This window comes from Streptomyces composti, assembly GCF_012034205.1.
In the GTDB taxonomy this organism is placed as follows: Bacteria; Actinomycetota; Actinomycetes; order Streptomycetales; family Streptomycetaceae; genus Streptomyces; species Streptomyces composti.
Window position 1 is genome coordinate 39,415 of sequence record NZ_JAATEM010000026.1, and the last position, 16,714, is coordinate 56,128.

Annotated in this window: 15 protein-coding genes and 2 pseudogenes; 12 read left to right on the forward strand and 5 right to left on the reverse strand. The window is 73.7% G+C overall.

The window, feature by feature from the left end; all coding sequences use genetic code 11:
• Positions 1–90: 90 nt before the first annotated feature.
• From HCJ93_RS21225 to HCJ93_RS21235, 3 genes are all read left to right on the forward strand, one after another.
• On the forward strand, positions 91–1,662 hold the full coding sequence (locus tag HCJ93_RS21225) for a tetratricopeptide repeat protein (RefSeq protein WP_167997361.1): 1,572 nt from the start codon (positions 91–93) through the stop codon (positions 1,660–1,662).
• Between the two features lie 68 nt (positions 1,663–1,730).
• The gene (locus tag HCJ93_RS21230; protein ID WP_167997423.1) at positions 1,731–3,344 is read left to right on the forward strand and encodes a HoxN/HupN/NixA family nickel/cobalt transporter; all 1,614 of its coding nucleotides are present in this window, start codon (positions 1,731–1,733) and stop codon (positions 3,342–3,344) included.
• A 34-nt stretch (positions 3,345–3,378) separates the two neighbouring features.
• Positions 3,379–5,037, forward strand: coding sequence for a serine/threonine-protein kinase (locus tag HCJ93_RS21235; RefSeq protein WP_167997362.1), 1,659 nt, complete (start codon positions 3,379–3,381; stop codon positions 5,035–5,037).
• Positions 5,038–5,055: 18 nt separating this feature from the next.
• Here HCJ93_RS21235 and HCJ93_RS21240 read toward each other — a convergent pair whose 3' ends face one another.
• A complete protein-coding gene (locus HCJ93_RS21240; RefSeq protein WP_167997363.1) occupies positions 5,056–5,865 on the reverse strand; it encodes an SGNH/GDSL hydrolase family protein in 810 nt (269 codons plus the stop codon).
• A 602-nt stretch (positions 5,866–6,467) separates the two neighbouring features.
• Here HCJ93_RS21240 and HCJ93_RS21245 point away from each other — a divergent pair.
• The 5 genes from HCJ93_RS21245 to HCJ93_RS21265 all read left to right on the forward strand — a co-directional run bounded on the left by HCJ93_RS21245 (position 6,468) and on the right by HCJ93_RS21265 (position 11,171).
• Complete coding sequence (locus HCJ93_RS21245; RefSeq protein ID WP_167997364.1) at positions 6,468–7,298, forward strand: glycosyltransferase family 2 protein; 831 nt, start codon at positions 6,468–6,470, stop codon at positions 7,296–7,298.
• Positions 7,295–8,368, forward strand: a complete 1,074-nt coding sequence (locus HCJ93_RS21250) for a glycosyltransferase family 2 protein (protein ID WP_240967736.1) — start codon at positions 7,295–7,297, stop codon at positions 8,366–8,368. The genes HCJ93_RS21245 and HCJ93_RS21250 overlap by 4 nt, the downstream gene beginning before the upstream one ends.
• On the forward strand, positions 8,361–9,161 hold the full coding sequence (locus HCJ93_RS21255; protein ID WP_167997365.1) for a polysaccharide deacetylase family protein: 801 nt from the start codon (positions 8,361–8,363) through the stop codon (positions 9,159–9,161). Before HCJ93_RS21250 ends, HCJ93_RS21255 begins: the two co-directional genes overlap by 8 nt.
• Before the next feature lie 86 nt (positions 9,162–9,247).
• Complete coding sequence (locus tag HCJ93_RS21260) at positions 9,248–10,342, forward strand: DUF5925 domain-containing protein (protein WP_167997366.1); 1,095 nt, start codon at positions 9,248–9,250, stop codon at positions 10,340–10,342.
• Between the two features lie 58 nt (positions 10,343–10,400).
• The gene (locus tag HCJ93_RS21265) at positions 10,401–11,171 is read left to right on the forward strand and encodes a DUF72 domain-containing protein (protein WP_167997367.1); all 771 of its coding nucleotides are present in this window, start codon (positions 10,401–10,403) and stop codon (positions 11,169–11,171) included.
• A gap of 127 nt (positions 11,172–11,298) precedes the next feature.
• Here HCJ93_RS21265 and HCJ93_RS21270 read toward each other — a convergent pair whose 3' ends face one another.
• Positions 11,299–11,667, reverse strand: coding sequence for a GntR family transcriptional regulator (locus tag HCJ93_RS21270; protein ID WP_167997368.1), 369 nt, complete (start codon positions 11,665–11,667; stop codon positions 11,299–11,301).
• A 71-nt stretch (positions 11,668–11,738) separates the two neighbouring features.
• On the opposite strand from HCJ93_RS21270, the gene HCJ93_RS21275 reads away from it, so the two are divergent.
• Together HCJ93_RS21275 and HCJ93_RS21280 are read left to right on the forward strand one after the other, a co-directional pair.
• On the forward strand, positions 11,739–12,668 hold the full coding sequence (locus HCJ93_RS21275) for a GNAT family N-acetyltransferase (RefSeq protein ID WP_167997369.1): 930 nt from the start codon (positions 11,739–11,741) through the stop codon (positions 12,666–12,668).
• On the forward strand, positions 12,649–13,155 hold the full coding sequence (locus HCJ93_RS21280; RefSeq protein WP_167997370.1) for a ribonuclease FAU-1 family protein: 507 nt from the start codon (positions 12,649–12,651) through the stop codon (positions 13,153–13,155). The genes HCJ93_RS21275 and HCJ93_RS21280 overlap by 20 nt, the downstream gene beginning before the upstream one ends.
• 146 nt (positions 13,156–13,301) lie before the next feature.
• Here the strand turns inward: HCJ93_RS21280 and HCJ93_RS29600 are convergent.
• Positions 13,302–13,632: pseudogene (locus HCJ93_RS29600) on the reverse strand (class I SAM-dependent methyltransferase); the annotation flags it as partial.
• A 201-nt stretch (positions 13,633–13,833) separates the two neighbouring features.
• Here HCJ93_RS29600 and HCJ93_RS29905 point away from each other — a divergent pair.
• Together HCJ93_RS29905 and HCJ93_RS21290 are read left to right on the forward strand one after the other, a co-directional pair.
• Complete coding sequence (locus HCJ93_RS29905; RefSeq protein ID WP_277350753.1) at positions 13,834–13,968, forward strand: hypothetical protein; 135 nt, start codon at positions 13,834–13,836, stop codon at positions 13,966–13,968.
• 256 nt (positions 13,969–14,224) lie between these two features.
• Positions 14,225–15,244, forward strand: coding sequence for a lytic polysaccharide monooxygenase auxiliary activity family 9 protein (locus tag HCJ93_RS21290; protein ID WP_167997371.1), 1,020 nt, complete (start codon positions 14,225–14,227; stop codon positions 15,242–15,244).
• Positions 15,245–15,356: 112 nt separating this feature from the next.
• Here the strand turns inward: HCJ93_RS21290 and HCJ93_RS21295 are convergent, their stop codons facing one another.
• Positions 15,357–16,223, reverse strand: coding sequence for an esterase/lipase family protein (locus HCJ93_RS21295; protein ID WP_167997372.1), 867 nt, complete (start codon positions 16,221–16,223; stop codon positions 15,357–15,359).
• A gap of 161 nt (positions 16,224–16,384) precedes the next feature.
• Positions 16,385–16,684 (reverse strand): annotated as a pseudogene (locus HCJ93_RS21300) (winged helix DNA-binding protein); the annotation flags it as partial.
• Positions 16,685–16,714 lie beyond the last annotated feature (30 nt).

Genomic DNA, 16,714 nt, shown 5'->3' on the forward strand with positions numbered 1-16,714 from the left:
CCCCACACCCCCACACCCGCCAGGCCCCACGCCCGCGGCACCCACCCACCGCCCCACGCCCGGCGACCGCACACCGAACGAGGAGAGGGCATGCCTCCGCGCACGACGGACAGCGCTCAGGAGAAGAACGAGCCCACCGGGCCGTCCGCCCCCGACACCGCCCACCCGCGGGCCGACGGCCCGGTGACCGGCTCGGCCGGCGCGAGCGGAGCCGGCTCCCCGGCGACGCGCGTCCGCGCCCTCCGCCGGTTCGCCGCCGCCGCGCGGCGCTCCCGGGGCCTGCATCTCGCCTCGTGCGCCGCGCTGCTGGCCGTCGCCATGACCGCGGGCGCCGTGGCGGTGGGCGGGGCGGACCGGGACGCCCCGGCCGGGTCCGACGCCGCTCCCGCCGGTGCCTTCGCCCCCGGTGCGCTCACCGGCGACCTCGACGCGGGTGTCCGTTCCCTGCAGGCCCATCTGCGGGCCCAGCCGCGGGACTTCACCGGATGGGCCACCCTGGGCCTGGCCTACGTGGAGCAGGCGCGGGTCAAGGGCGATCCCTCGCGCTACCCCCAGGCGGAACGAGCGGTCGAGCGGTCCCTCGCCGTGTCACCCGGCAACGACCAGGCCCTGGCCGCCCGTGCCGCCCTGGCCGCCGCGCGGCACGACTTCCCCGGGGCGCTGACGTACGCGGAGCAGGCCCTGAAGCGGAACCCCTACAACGAACGCGCGCTGTGCACCCGGATCGACGCGCTGGTCGAGCTGGGCCGGTACGAGGACGCCGCCGAGGCGGCCGACACCGCGGACGACCGCAGGCCGGGCGTCCCGGTCTTCACCCGGTACGCCTATGTGCAGGAGCTGCGCGGCGACGCGGGCATCGCGCGCCGGGTGCTGCGGCAGGCGCTGACCTCGGCGTCCACGCCCGCGGACGTGGCATACGTGGCGACGGCCCTCGGTCAACTGGCCTGGAACCAGGGCGACCACAAGGAGGCGCTGCGGCACTACGGACGGGCGCTCGCCGCCGACGACGCCTATCTGCCCGCGCTGGAGGGCCGCGCCCGCGCCCAGGCGGCGGACGGTGACCGCGCCGGGGCGGTCAGGACGCTCGAGCAGGTCGTCGCCCGCTCCCCGCTGCCCGGACCGCTGGTCGCCCTGGGCGAGCTGTACGAGGCCCGGGGCGGCAACGGCGACCGGGCGAAGGCACGGGACCAGTACGCCCTGGTCGACGCCTGGACCTCGCTCGCCCGGGCCGGCGGGGTCAACGCCGACCTGGACACCGCGCTCGCTCTCGCCGATCACGGCGACCCCGCCCGGGCGCTGCGTGCGGCCCGCGCCGAGTGGGAGCGCCGCCGCACGGTGCACACCGAGGACGCGCTCGCCTGGGCCCTGCACGTCAACGGCCGCGACAGGGAGGCCCTCGTCCATGCCCGCCGCGCCACGGCGACCGGGTATCGCAACGCCGCCTTCCTCTACCACCGCGGCATGATCGAGCGCGCCGCCGGCCACCACGATGCCGCCCGCGCCTCACTGAAGGCGGCCCTGGAGCTGAACCCGGGCTTCTCACCGCTGGGCGCCCGCGAGGCACGGGCGGCGCTGCAGGACCTGCAGGACGGCGAGAGCGCCGGGGTCGGCGAGGACCTGAAGGATCCGAAGGGATCCGAGGATGCGGAGGCGACGCGTTGATCCTCCGTTTCCCGGCCCTCCGTCCCTTGACGCTGCGTCCCTCGATCCTGCGTCCCTCGAACCTCCGCATGCCGCCCCGCCCTTCGTGCCTCCGCCGTGCGCTCGCCGCCGGCTCCGCCGTGCTCGCCGCCGGTGCGCTCGTCCTGGTCCCGGCCCCGGCGGCGAGCGCGCACCCGCTCGGCAACTTCACCGTCAACCGCTACGACGGCCTGGTGGCCGCACCCGGCGAACTCCGCGTCCGGCACGTGGAGGACCTGGCCGAGATCCCGGCCACCCAGGCCGGCCCGGACGTCGAGCGGCTGGGCATCGGCCGCTGGGCCCGGGAGCGCTGCGCGGCGGCGGCCCGGGACGGCGAGGTCCGGGTCGACGGGCGGAAGGTGCCGGTCACCGTCACCAGCAGCCGGGCGCAGGTCCGGCCGGGGCAGGCCGGGCTCGACACCCTGCGGGTGGAGTGCGGGATGACCGCTCCGCTCCCCGAGGACGCGACCGTGGCGGTGGGTTTCCGGGGCGCCGGCGCCTCCTCGGGGCCGGGCTGGCGGGAGATCACGGCTCGTGGCGACCGGATGACGCTCACCGCCTCGGACGTGCCGGAGAACTCGCTCTCCCGCGAACTGACCGAGTATCCGGAGGAGTTGCTCTCCTCCCCCGCCGACACGGTGAGCGCGAGCCTGCGGGTGCGTCCCGGCGGGCCCGCCCTGGCGGAGGAGGACGGCGAGGCCCCCGCGTCCTCCGTGCTGCCGCGCGGCGCCGACCGGTGGACCCGCGCCCTCGACGATCTCGTCTCCCGGCACGACCTCACCGCGGGCTTCGCCGCCCCCGCCCTGCTGCTCGCCGTGTTCCTGGGCGCGATGCACGCGCTCGCACCCGGCCACGGCAAGACCCTGATGGCCGCGACGGCGGCGGCGCGCGGGGGCCGGGCCCGCCTCCGGGACGTGCTGCCCATGGCGGCCTCGGTGACGATCACGCACACCCTCGGCGTGGTGGCCCTGGGTGTGCTCGTGACGGCCGGCTCGGTGGCCGCGCCCTCGGTGATCGCCTGGCTCGGCATCGCCAGCGGAGTCCTGGTCACCCTGGCGGGCGCGAGCCTGGTGCGCCGGGCCTTGCGCAACAGGACCGGCGCGCCCGGCCACGGGCACGCCCACGAGCACCCGGACGGGCCCCGTCCCGGTCACGAGCACACCCACCCCCGCCCCGACGGCCACGGACACGCACACGACCCCGCGTACCCGCACCCCCACCCGCACGACCACGGCGAGGAGCACGGTGCGGCGCACCAGCACCCGTCCCGCTCCCTGACGCACACCCACGGCGGCCGCACCCACACCCACGCGGTTGCTCCCACCCTGCGCGGCACACTCCTGCTCGGTTTCGCCGGCGGTCTGGTGCCGAGCCCCTCGGCCGTCGTGGTGCTGGTCGGCGCAGCCGCGCTCGGCCAGGCCTGGTTCGGGCTGCTGCTGGTGGTGGCGTACGGCGTGGGGCTGGCCCTCACCCTGACCGTCGCCGCCTTCGCCGTGGTGAAGGCGGGCAGCGGCGCGGCCCGGCTGCTGTCGCGCCGCCCCCGCTGGACGAGGAGCCCGCTGGCCGCCTTCGCGCGCCGCGCCGCCCCGCTGGGCTCGGCGTTCGTCGTAGTCGCTCTCGGGGCGGGTTTGGTGTTCAGGGGGGCCGCATCCGCCCTCGGCTGAGCTACTTTCATCAGGTACGGGAAGATTCGCCCGGATGCGAAATGGGGGCGCCGTGTCCGAAGAACCGGGCCAGGAGCGGGTGATCGCGGGCCGTTACCGCCTGCTGTCGCCACTCGGCGAGGGCGGTATGGGCACGGTGTGGCGGGCCCGCGACGAGGTGCTGCACCGCGAGGTCGCCGTGAAGGAAGTGCGCGCCCCGGCAGGGCTGCCGGCCTCCGACGTGGAGCGGATGTACGCCCGGCTGGAGCGGGAGGCGTGGGCGGCGGCCCGGATCGCCGACCGCCATGTGGTGACGGTGTACGACGTGGCCATGGAGGAGGGGCGTCCGTGGATCGTCATGGAGCTGATCCGCGGCCTGTCCCTCGCCGAGGTGCTGGAGGCCGACGGTCCGCTCTCTCCGCAGCGCGCCGCGCACATCGGGGCGGAGGTGCTGGCGGCCCTGCGGGCGGCGCATGCGGCCGGGGTGCTGCACCGGGATGTGAAGCCGGCCAATGTGCTGATCGCGAACGACGGCCGGGTCGTGCTCACCGACTTCGGCATCGCCATGGTCGAGGGCAGCTCCGCGCTGACCATGACCGGCGAGGTCGTCGGCTCGCCGGAGTTCCTCGCCCCGGAGCGGGCGCTGGGCCGTACCCCGGGCCCGGAGTCGGACCTGTGGTCGCTGGGGGTGCTGCTGTACGCGGCCGTGGAGGGCCATTCGCCGTTCCGTCAGGACACCCCGCTGAGCACACTGCGGGCGATCGTGGACGAGGAGTTGCCGCCGCCGCGCCGGGCCGGTCCGCTCACCCCGGTGATCGAGGGGCTGCTGCGCAAGGACCCGGCGGAGCGGCTGTCGGCGGGTCAGGCGCTGGCGGCACTGCGGGTGATCGGCGAGGGAGGCACGCCGCACGCGGCTCCGGCGGGCCCGGACCCGTACGCCCCGACGGTGGCGGCCCCGCAGCCGGGCCCGCCCACGGGTCCGCGGGCGCACCACGGTGCCGGGGCCACGCCCGTGCTGCCGGGCCCGGGTGCGCCGGACGGCACCACCCGGGTCACCGGGGACCGGCCGGAGCACTCCCGGCGCTCCCGGATCGCGCTGCTCGCCGGCGTGACCGTGCTGGTCCTGGCGCTGGCCGCGCTGACGTACGGGCTGCTGAACCGGGGTGACGGAGGTGGCGGCGGGGGCGAGGCCGGCACCGGTACCGAGGTGAGCACGCCCGCGCGGACCGGTGACGAGGAGGAGCGCCGCGAGCATCCGCGGACGTCGGGGCCGGCGACCTCGCCGACGCCGAGCGAGTCGGAGCGGACCAGTGAGCCGGCGCAGACGGTGCGGGTGACGGTGCACGGGGAGCGCACCGAGTACTCGGGGACGTGTCCGCCGCCGAGCGCCGAGGCCCCGTCGTTCACCGCGACGTTCACGGTGGGCCGGCTGCCGGCCGAGGTGTCCTACCGCTGGGTGGCCGAGGGCGGCGCGGTGGACGACACCGGGTGGCGCACGCTGTCGTTCCCGGAGGGCGGCGGGCTGACCGAGCGGGAGACGGTGGTGGTGACGTCGTACTCAGAGACGGGCACGCTGCGGAGCGCGATCGGGGTGGAGGTGCGCGATCCGGTGCGGCTGACGTCGCAGAAGGTGCCGTTCTCGGTGACCTGTGAGACGGAGACCCCGACGGGCGGGGCCTCCCCTTCTCCTTCCGGTTCGGTGGTCGCGCCCTGAGGGGCGGGCACGACCGGGTCAGGCGGCGGCGCCGCTGAGCAACGGCAGGTAACCGCCGGACTGGCCGGCCGCCTTGGGGTGGTACGACTCGCCGATGTTGAGCCAGTTCACGCTGTGCAGCCAGGAGTCGCCGGAGCACAGCTCGTGGCCGGTGAAGGTGGTGCGCACGTCGCCGAAGGTGAAGCCGTGGGCGCCGGCGCGCTGGGCGATGGTGTTGTTGAGGTGGTCGGCACCGTCGTTGATCGCCTTCCGCTTGGTCTCGGACAGGCCGAGGCAGGTGGTGCCGAGCCGGTAGAAGCGCGGGTAGCCGAGGACGACGACCCGGGCGTTGGGTGCCTTGCCGCGGATGGCGGAGTAGACGTTGTCGAGGAGGCCGGGGAGCGTGGAGTCGACGTAGGACCGCGCGGTGGCGATCCGGGACAGGCAGGTGCTGTCGGACTGGAGCACACAGGTCGTCATGACGTCGGCGAAGCCTGCGTCGTTGCCGCCGATGCTGATGGAGACGAGGCCGGTGGTGCTGCTGAGCGGGCCGAGCTGTCCGTTGAGAACATCACCCGTCCGGGCGCCCGAGCAGGCCGTGAAGTGGAAGCTGGCGGGCGAGTTGGCGGCGGCCCAGAGGTACGGATAGGCCTTCGTGCTGCGCTTGCAGTCGCCGCTGGAGGAGATGTAGCTGCCGGCTCCCACTCCGGAGGAGTAGGAGTCGCCGAGGGCCACATAGCCGCTGTTCGCGGCCAGTTGGGACGCGTGTGCCGTGGCGGCCCCGGTGAGGGCGGTGGCGGCGGTGAGGAGGAGTGCACTCAGAAAGAGGACAAGTCGGGAACGTCTCATGGAACCTCCCTTTAGCAGGATCTCTGCCGCAACCGTCGTAGCAACTACGCGTGTTGACAGGAAGTGTCCATGCCAATACTTTTGGACTATTTCCAGGAACTCCGCGACTTCTTCACGTCCTTTGTGGTAATGCGCAGATCATTCACGAACGGCACCGGTTGAAATACGGACGAAATCCGGACGTAGGGCCGTTCGGACCTTGACCCCTCTGAGCAGCTGGGCCACATTGAAGCCCGGCCCGTGGCCAAACCATCAAAAAGGTGAGGCACGTTCCAGGTCTTGCCATAGGGGTTCAATCGTCAATACCGTCATACATCTCACCCGCACCGGTGCGTCAGTACGCGACTCCAGGGGAGGGCTCAGGGGCGCGACGGACCGGCGCGGGGCGCGGTAGGGGGGTGCCGTGCTCGTGATCGCAACCGTGAACGAGCCGTGCCGCGCGGTTGGCTGCCATTCCGCGCAGCCGGCCAGATTTGCCAGCTCACCCGGCGTGCACGGAGCTTCGTGCCGTCATGCCACGGGTGAGAACCCCCCTTTCGAACCGGAAGAGAAGCCGGGCCGCCCGGGGGCGGGCGGTCCACCGGACGAGAGGGACCAGACTCATGAGCTCAGTTCTGCAGCCCGCGGGCACGGATCAGGACGACAATGATCCGTCGACCTCGGGGAAGTACCGGCCGGTCTCCTCGCATCTGGCGATAGCGCCGCCGGTCAGCGTGGTCATCCCGGCCATGAACGAGGCGGAGAACCTGCCGTACGTCTTCAAGACGCTGCCCGACTGGATCCACGAGGTGGTGCTGGTCGACGGCAACTCCACCGACAACACCGTGCAGGTGGCCCGCGACCTGTGGCCCGGGGTCAAGGTGGTCGAGCAGCGCGGCAAGGGCAAGGGTGACGCCCTGATCAGCGGTTTCCAGGCGTGCACCGGGGACATCATCGTGATGGTCGACGCCGACGGCTCGGCCGACGGCAACGAGATCGTCAGCTATGTCTCCGCCCTGGTCTCCGGCGCGGACTTCGCCAAGGGGTCCCGGTTCGCCAACGGCGGCGGCACCGACGACATGACCTTCATCCGCAAGCTCGGCAACCGGGTGCTCTGCGCCATCGTCAACCGGAAGTTCGGCGCCCGCTACACCGACCTCTGCTACGGCTACAACGCCTTCTGGCGGCACTGCCTGGACAAGATCGAGCTGGACTGCACCGGCTTCGAGGTGGAGACCCTGATGAACATCCGGGTCGTCAAGGCGGGCCTGAAGGTGCAGGAGATCCCGAGCCACGAGTATCTGCGCATCCACGGCACCAGCAATCTGCGCGCCGTGCGCGACGGCCTGCGGGTGCTCAAGGTGATCCTCAAGGAGCGCTCCAACCGGCGTGCGCTGCGCCGCCGCGGCAACCGCTCGCCGCTGCTCGAGACGGTGCGGGAGAGGGTGTCTTGAGCGAGCCCGGGACGCCCGGCATCTCGGTCGTGATCTGCGCCTACACCGAGGACCGCTTCGAGGACGTCCTCGCGGCGGTCGCCTCGGTGCGCGCGCAGTCACGGCCTGCCCTGGAGACGCTGCTGGTCGTCGACCACAACCCGGCTCTCCTGGACCGGCTGGGCAAGGAGTTCAAGGATCCCCAGGACGGCACCGCCGTGCGGGTGCTCGCCAACGCGGGCCCGCGCGGCCTGTCCGCGGGGCGCAACACCGGGATCGCCGCCGCCCGCGGCGAGATCGTGGCGTTCCTGGACGACGACGCCGTGGCCGAACGTGACTGGCTGAGGTACCTGGCCGAGGCCTACACCGATCCGCGGGTGATGGCGGTCGGCGGGCGCACCGAACCGGTCTGGGCCTCCGGCCGGCGCCCCGACTGGTTCCCCGAGGAGTTCGACTGGGTGGTGGGCTGCACCTACCGGGGCCTGCCGCCGGGACGCGTCCGGGTGCGCAACGTCCTCGGCGGCAACGCCTCCTTCCGGCGCAGCGCCTTCGACCAGGCGGGCGGCTTCGCCACCGGCATCGGACGGGACGGCGACAAGCGCCCGCTGGGCGGGGAGGAGACGGAGCTGTGCATCCGGCTCAGCCGCGCCTGCCCGGACGCCGTACTGCTGATCGACGACCGGGCGGTGATCCACCACCGGGTGCCCGAGGTGCGGGAGCACTTCCGCTACTTCCGCACCCGCACCTACGCCGAAGGGCTGTCAAAAGCACTGGTCGCGCGGAGTGTCGGCGCGGCCAAGGGCCTGGAGTCGGAGCGCCGCTACACCACCCGCGTGCTGCCCGCCGGGGTGGCACGGGGGCTGCGCGACGCCCTGCTGGGCCGTCCCGGCGGGGCGGGACGCGCCGGGGCCATCGTCGCCGGGGTGCTCACGGCCGCGGCCGGCTATGCGGTGGGCAGCCTGCGGGCGCGGCGGGGAGCGGTGACGTTCTCCGTGGCGGACATCGAAAGGACCGGCGGAGGCGGCGGTGACCGCGGGTCCGGCGCAGCCCGGAGGACCGGGGCCGGCGAGGGCGGTGAGGCGCATGGCTGACGGGCGCGTGCCGATCCTGATGTACCACTCGGTCGCCACCGACCCCAATGACGCGACCCGTGCGCTGTCCGTCTCCCCGCGGGCGTTCGCCGAGCAGATGGAGGTGCTCGCCGAGCAACGGCTGACCCCCGTCACCACGGCGGAGCTGGCCGCCTGCTGGCGCACGGGCCGCCCGCTGCCGCCGCGTCCGGTGCTCGTCACCTTCGACGACGGCTACGAGGGCGTGCACCGGCACGCCCTGCCCGTGCTCGCCGAGCACGGCTTCCCGGCCACGCTGTTCGTCTCCACGGGCTGGCTGCGCGGCCCCTACGACACCGGTGGCGGCCTGGACACCATGCTGGACTGGGACCAGGTGCGCGACCTCGCCGACGCGGGCGTGGAGATCGGCGGGCACAGCCACTCCCATCCGCAGCTGGACCAGCTCGGTGACCGGGCGCTGCGCTCCGAGCTGATCCTGTGCAAGGAGATCGTCTCGGACCAGCTCGGACGCGCCCCCGCCTCCTTCGCATACCCCTACGGCTACTCCAGCCGCCGGGTGCGCGAGGCGGTGCGGGAGACCGGGTACGCCCAGGCGCTCGCCGTCGGCAACGGCCTCGCCCGGCGCGCGCAGGGGCCGTACGCGCTGCGGCGCGTGACGGTGCGCCGGAGCACCACCACCGCCGAGTTCGAGCGGCTGGTGCAGGGGCGCGCGATCGGGCGCACCTTCGCCCGGGACCGCGCGCTGACCAAGGGCTACGCCGTGGTCCGCCGGGCCCGGCAGGCGCGCCGGGCGGTGGCGCGGGCCCTGAACTGAGCGCCGGAAGCGGGCGAACGGGCGGGCTTTCGCGTGTGCCCGGGAAACCGGGTGCACGCGGGGCCCGCGTGCCCGATCATGGCGGCATGTCCGCGCACCCGCACGACGCCCTGCCGATCCGGCTCACCGTCGACGACAGCGACTCCCCTGCCGATGTCGTCGACGCGCTGTTCCTCGGCCGCTTCGCGACCGGCGAGCAGCCGTACTCGCACTCCGTCAACATCGACCGGGTCCGCTCCGGCGCGACCCTGCTGCCGCCGTCGGCGCGGGTGCTGCGGGTCGCCAGGGACGACGACCGCAGCGCCACGCTGGCCGAGGGGGACGGCTGGACCGTCCTCGTCTCCCGCTGGAACCGGGGCGCCGACGTCACGGTCACGGCGACCAGTGCGGAGCTGGCCGCGAAGGTGCTGGACGAGGCCACCGACGGCGCGGCGGACGAACCGGAGCCGCAGCCGGAGAACGTCACCATGGGCTTCTGGTACGTCTCCCCGCGCCGTGGCCCGCACCGCACCACCCGGCAGATCACCGCGGGCACCTGGGAGGAGGTGCGCGGCAACTACACGGCGCCCGTCGCGGATGCGATGGACCGCCTGATGAAGACCACCCCGGAGGACATCTCCGGCCGGCTGCTCCTGCTGCACGGCCCGCCGGGCACCGGGAAGACCTCCGCGCTGCGCACGCTGGCCCGGTCCTGGCGGGACTGGTGCCAGGTGGACTGCGTGCTCGACCCCGAGCGGCTCTTCTCCGACGTGGGCTATCTGATGGACATCGCCATCGGCGAGGACGACCCGGCGGGCAAGGGCCGCTGGCGGCTGCTGCTGCTCGAGGACTGCGACGAGCTGATCCGCGGCGAGGCCAAGCACACCGCGGGCCAGGCGCTGTCCCGCCTGCTCAACCTCACCGACGGGCTGCTCGGCCAGGGCCGCAACGTGCTGGTGGGCGTCACCACCAACGAGGACCTGGAGCGGCTGCACCCGGCGGTGGTCCGGCCCGGCCGGTGCCTGGCCCGGATCGAGGTGGGGCCGCTGACCCGCCGCGAGGCGGTGAACTGGCTGGGCCGCGAGGACGGCATCGGCCGGGAGGGCGCCACGCTGGCCGAGCTGTACGCGCTGCGCCGGGGCACCTCGCCGACGGCGCTGCCGGAGCCCCGCGGGGACACGGACGCCGGTCTCTACCTGTAGAACCCGGTCTCCGCGGAGCCCGGATGTCCCGGCGAACCGACGGGTGTTTGATGGTCGTATGACCGTGTTCGTCGGGACGTCGGGCTGGCAGTACCGGGACTGGCGCGAGGTGCTCTACCCGGCGGGGGTCCCGATGCGGCTCTGGCTGGAGGAGTACGCGGAGCGGTTCGCCACCGTGGAGATCAACAACGCCTTCTACCGGCTGCCGTCCGAGGAGACCTTCGCTGCCTGGCGGGAGCGCACCCCGCCGGGTTTCGTGATCGCGGTCAAGGCGAGCCGCTACCTCACCCATGTCAAGCGGCTGCGGGACCCCGAGGAGCCGGTCGCACGGCTGATGAGCCACGCATCCGGCCTCGGCGACCGGCTCGGCCCCGTCCTGCTGCAGCTCCCGCCCACGCTGCGCGCCGATCCGGGTCTGCTGGACGCGTGCCTGCGCTGCTTCCCCGCCGCCGGCCGGGTCGCGGTGGAGCCACGGCACGAGTCGTGGTGGACGCCCCGGGTGCGCGAGGTCCTCCGGGCCCATGGAGCGGCGCTGTGCTGGTCGGACATCCTCTCCCGCCCCGCGACCCCGCTGTGGCGCACCGCCGACTGGGGGTACGTCCGTTTCCACCAGGGCCGCGCCCACCCGTGGCCGCGCTACGGACGGCGGGCCCTGCACACCTGGGTGGACCGCATCGCGACGACCTGGACCTCCGGGGAGGACGTCTACGCCTACTTCAACAACGACCCGGGCGGGGCCGCGGTGCGCGACGCGGTGACGTTCGCCCGGGCGGCCAGGTCGGCGGGGCTCGACGTCACCCGGACCCCGGATCAGGTCACCCACGCCTGAAGCGCACCGGGCGGGCTGCACCGGCACCACGGGCACGGCTGGTCCCCGTGGGGACCGCGCCGGCCCTCGCGTGTCACGGACGTCCCGGGACAGCAGGCCTGGCTGCTGCAGGTCGCGCCCAGGGCGTCTAGTCCCTGTAGGTCGCGCGCAGGGCGTCGCGGACGGCGGCCAGCGCCTCGTCCTCGGTCAGCCCCAGCCGCTTCACCCGCTCGGCGAACGCCTGGGCCGCCGACGCCGCTTCCCGCTGGGCCGCCGAGCCCGCGGCGGCGATCACCGTCCCGTTGCGCCCCCGCGTCTCGATGACCCCGTCCGCCTCCAGCGCCCGGTACGCCTTGGCCACCGTGTTGGCCGCGAGGCCGAGCGTCTGGGCCAGCCCCCGGACCGTCGGCAGCCGGTACCCCACCGGCAGCGCTCCGGAACGCGCCTGCTCGGAGATCTGCGCCCGCACCTGCTCGTAGGGTGGCGCACTGTCGTCGATGCGGATCTTCAGGCTCACGCCCCCGATTCTCCCGCACCGGACGGAAAATGAGAGGCGCGGCCCGGCCGGTGCCCGTAGCGTGCGCCGTCATGAGTGTCATCGTGCGCGATCTGCGACCCGAGGTACGAGCCGACGCCGAGGGCTTCTCCCGCGTCCGCCGCCTCACCGTTCCGTTCATGCTGTCCACCCCCGAGTCCGTGCTGCACGACCTGACGCACTCGCACCCGGACGCCCGTTTCACCCAGCTCGTCGCCGAGGAGGACGGCGAGATCATCGGCACCGCCCAGGTCGGCCTCGCCCACGACAGCTCGGAGCCCGGCCAGGGCAACGCCAACATCTATGTGCACCCGGAGCGGACCGGGCGCGGCGCGGGCACCCTGCTGGTGCGCACCGCCGAGGAGCGCCTGGCCGCCCTCGGCGTCCGCAAGGTCTACAGCTGGGTGCCGGACGAACCCGCGGGGCGCGCCTTCGCCGAGCGGCGCGGCTACCGGCCCAGCCGCTCCGCGTACTTCCTGCGGCTGGACCTGGCGAACGGCACGCTGCCCCCGCTCCAGGACCCGCCGCCCGGTGTGGAGCTGCGCAGCGGCGCCGATTTCGCCGACGACCCGCACCCGGTGTTCGAGCTGGACGCGGAGGTGACGTCGGACGAACCGGGCGACGTCGACGCCGCACTCACCGACTACCAGGCCTGGCTCGAGGGGACCTGGCGGCACCCGCTGCTCGACCTGGACCTGACCACCGTCGCCGTGGCGGACGGCCGCCCGGTCGCCTTCACCCTCGCGTACACCGACGGAGCCGGCCGGTACGGCACCGCCATGACCGGTACCGCCCGCGCCCATCGCGGCCGGGGCCTGGCCAAGCTCGCCAAGACCGCCTCGCTGCACCGCGCCCGCGCCGCCGGGTGCACGGAGGCCTTCACGGGCAACGACACCGGCAACGAGCCGATGATCGCCGTCAACAAGTGGCTGGGCTACGAGGTCTGCGCCACGGAGGTGCGCCATGTCCGCGAACTCGGCTGACCAGGGACCCGACGCGGAGGTCGAGGTCGTGCTGGTCAAGGCGGGCCGCACCAAGATCCGGTACCCGGCGCGGCTGCTGTCCGACGACGGCCGCAGGATCGCGGTGCGGGCCCCCTGGGCGGGCGGTGGCGTGCGCGACTTCGGCTTCGTCCGTTTCGAGCCCGGTGACGTCTTCACCGAGTACTACTGGCGCGACCGCTGGTACTCCGTGAAGGAGGTCCGCGCACACGACGGCACGCTCAAGGGCCACTACTGCGACATCGCCCGCCCGGCCGTCCGCTCCGGCGAGGAGCTGGTCGTGGAGGATCTGGACCTCGACCTGTGGTGCTCGGCGGACGGCACGGACGTACGGCGGCTCGACGAGGACGAGTTCGCGGCCGGCGGTCTCCAGGAGTCCGATCCCGCGGCAGCGGCAGCGGCCGTCGCCGCCCTCGACGACCTGGAGTCCCTGGCCCGCGCGGGCGGCCTCGGCAGCATCCTGGCCTGACCGGCCCCGGCGGCTGCGCCGACGAGGTGACCGAACCCTCGCCTTTCGGCGTCCCGCCGAGGAAGCGAGCCCCGGCTCCGGCGCCCCTGGCCGACCGGGCTCGACTCCGGCCTCCGCCGGAGCGACGGGGCCAGGGCTCGCCCCGGTAGCGCCACCACCGCGTGGCGCTCGTCGTCCATCTGCCTTCCCCACAGCGCCGGGTCGGTGGAGAGCCGCTCCAGGCGCAGGTATCCGGCGAGCAGTGCGGTGAGCCGGTCCGCCGGTACGCCGACCGGGCTCACCGTGCCCCACACCCCCTTGACCAGCACCAGCCGTCCGCCCGGCCGCAGCAGTCCCCGCCAGGGCCGCAGCACCCGGCCGGGTCCGGCAGCGTCCACAGCACATGGCGGACGAGGACGGCGCCGAAGCGCTGCTCGCCGACCGGCGGCACGCCCCCGCGTCGCCGCACAGGAACACCGCGACGTGCCCGGCGGGCTTCTCCCCGTCGGAGGAGGCGGCCGCGGCGTCCCGGTCGATGGCGCTGTCGTCGGTCATGCCGCCCAGCGTGACACCCGCCACTGACAGTCCCCTCGTGACCGGGGCCACAGACAGACCGGGACCGATGAGGAACTCTCCCCCGAAAGGTCCACCTCCGTGAGAACACGACACGGAAGTCCGGCGGACCTGGAGGAGGCAGCCATGCGCCGTGTCACCGTGCACAAGCCCCTGAAGAAGTCCGACGCGCGCCGGGTGCGCGAGGAGGCCGAGGAGCGCCCCTCGGGCCGGCCGGAGATCCGCCGGGACATCGCCCGCACCTGGTGGCCCGAGGGCTGAACCCCCCGGCCGGCGCGGGCGGTTCCGCGTGCTCCTCCGTGTGCGCACGGTAGCTGTCTGAGCTGAGCCTGAGCACTCCCTTAACGCGGCCATAAGGATTCCCGATCAGGGCCTTGGCCAGGCGATTTCCCGGCTTTCCGGGGCTAGCTTCTGATGCATCCCCCACGGGATCCCCTCACCGGGTTCCGCCCTGCGGGACGCCCCCGTCCCGCACAGGCTCCCCACGCCAGTGATCGTTTCGAGGAGTTGCTTCCCCATGCCCGCACGCCGCAAGGCCGCCCTCGCCGCTGCCGGTCTCGTCCCGCTCGCCCTGACCGCCCTGTCCGCCGCACCGGCGTCCGCGCACGGCTCGATGGGCGACCCGGTCAGCCGGGTCTCGCAGTGCTACGCCGAGGGCCCGGAGAGTCCCAAGTCGGCGGCGTGCAAGGCGGCCGTCGAGGCGGGCGGCACCCAGGCGCTCTACGACTGGAACGGCATCCGCATCGGCGACGCCGGCGGGCGCCACCAGGAACTGATCCCGGACGGCAAGCTGTGCAGCGCCAACAACGAGGAGTTCAAGGGCCTCGACCTGGCCCGCACGGACTGGCCGGCGACCAGCGTGAGCGCCGGCTCGTACACCTTCAAGTACCGGGTGACGGCCCCGCACAAGGGCACCTTCAAGGTGTACATCACCAAGCCGGGCTACGACCCGTCCAAGCCGCTGTCCTGGGACGACCTGGACCTGGCGAACCCGGTGGCGACGGCCACCGACCCGGCCGCGTCCGGCGGCTTCTACACCTTCAGCGGCACCCTCCCCGAGCGGTCCGGCAAGCAGCTGCTGTACGCGATCTGGCAGCGCTCGGACAGCCCTGAGGCGTTCTACTCCTGCTCGGACGTCACCTTCGGCGGCGGCTCCGCGGCCGGCTCCGGCGCCACGCCGAAGAAGGCGCCCGCGCCGGCCGCCTCCGCGCCGACCGAGCAGCAGATCGAGGAGGGCGCCGCCAAGTCGACGGTGGAGAACCACGGGCACGGCGACGACGACCCGAGGACCTCGGCGGCACCGGCTGCCGAGAAGGCCGGGAAGGACGAGGCCGGCGAGGCGTCCGGCACCGCTCCCGAGGCGGCCGCCGGTGCCAACCAGCCGAAGGCGGCGTCCGCGGGGCAGAACCTCGCGGAGACCGGCGGTGACGCCAACACCCCGTACCTGATGATCGGCGGTGCGGCGGCGCTGGCGCTCGGCTCGGCGGCGCTGTTCGCCTCCAGCCGGCGGCGCGCGGCGGGCCGGCACGGCCGCTGACCCGGCCGGACGACCGGGGGGCCTGTCCGGCGGCTCAGGCCGGACAGGCCCCCGTACGCGTTCCGCACTCTGACACGTGTCAGTCTCACGTGTCAGCGGTCACCTACACGTGTCAGCCGAGGACCGAGGCACAGGTCGTTCTCTTCGCGTGGGCCGGATCGAGGGCGTTGGCCACCTCGTGGAAGGCGATGCGGTCGATCAGGCCGATGGCCACGTGCTCGGACAGATCGAGCGGACACAGGTCCTGCAGCAGGACGTTGCGCACGTTCGGACCGCTGAGGAACTGGTTGCGGTACGGGGTGAGCACCTCGTCGTACCGGGTGACGAGGACGGTGTAGCTCACGCCGGGGACGGTGTCGCCGCCCGCGTTGAGCTTGGTGAGGAAGTCGGAGCCGGCGATCTGCTGGGCGAGTGCGGGGGTGGCGGTGCTCAGCAGGTCCCCGGCGCCCGGGAAGTACGGCAGCAGCTTGGCGAGCCCCAGCAGGGTGGTGCCGTGGTTGTTGGGCGCGATGCCCACGAGGGCGTTCACCTCGGCGGCGCCGCCGAGGAACTTGAGGTAGTAGCGGGGCATCATGCCGCCCTGCGAGTGGCCGACGATGTCCACCTCGTCGGCGCCGGTGGCGGCGAGCACCTTGTCGACGAACGCGTCGAGCTGCTCCGCGGACTTCTCGATGGGGCCGAGGCCGTGGAAGAAGGGGACTCCGGGGAGCTGCCCGTAGTCGAGGGAGAAGACGCAGTAGCCGCGGTGCTTGAGGTAGGGCGCGAGGCCGAGCCAGTTGTCGACGGAGTTGCCGAAGGTGCCGTGCACCAGGACGACGGGCCGGGGGTGGGCGGCGGAGGGCTTGCAGCGGTAGTCGTTCCAGCCGCGGCTGGGTGCGGCCTCGGCGGCCTGGGCGCTGGTGGCGGTGGGAACGGTGACGGCCGCGGCGGCGAGGATCAGGGCGGCGAGTGGTCTGAGAACACGTTTCCAGGGCAGCATCGCGTGATCTCCTTGCGAAGGGTGGGGTCCTTGCGCCTTGTGATCCGGATCACGAAGATGCTGTTCACTCGTCAAGTTACGGGCGAGTAGCTCCGGTGGGAAGTTACGCGTCGGTAAAAACTTCCAGTGATAACCGACAGCGGATCGAACCCGACAGCACATCACCGACCAGGCCGGACGGGCCCGTCGGGCGCGATCCGCGCCAAACGCTCCCACAGCAGCCGCAGTTCACCCTCGCCCGGCACCGTGCTCCACCCCCGCACCGCCTCGGTGGCCGCCTCCTCGGCCGCCCGGGTGCACGCCCGCCCCGGCTCGGCCGGCACCACCGGCCGGGCCCGCGCATCCACCGGATGCGGCCGCCGCTCGGCGCACCCCCGGCCCACCATCTCCTCGGCGGGGGTGACCGGCGGCCTGCTCGGTCACCCCCGATGCGCGGCCGGCTCGGCGACCGTCACCCCGTCCCTCGGTGGGCCCGGAGGCGGAGCCGGCGG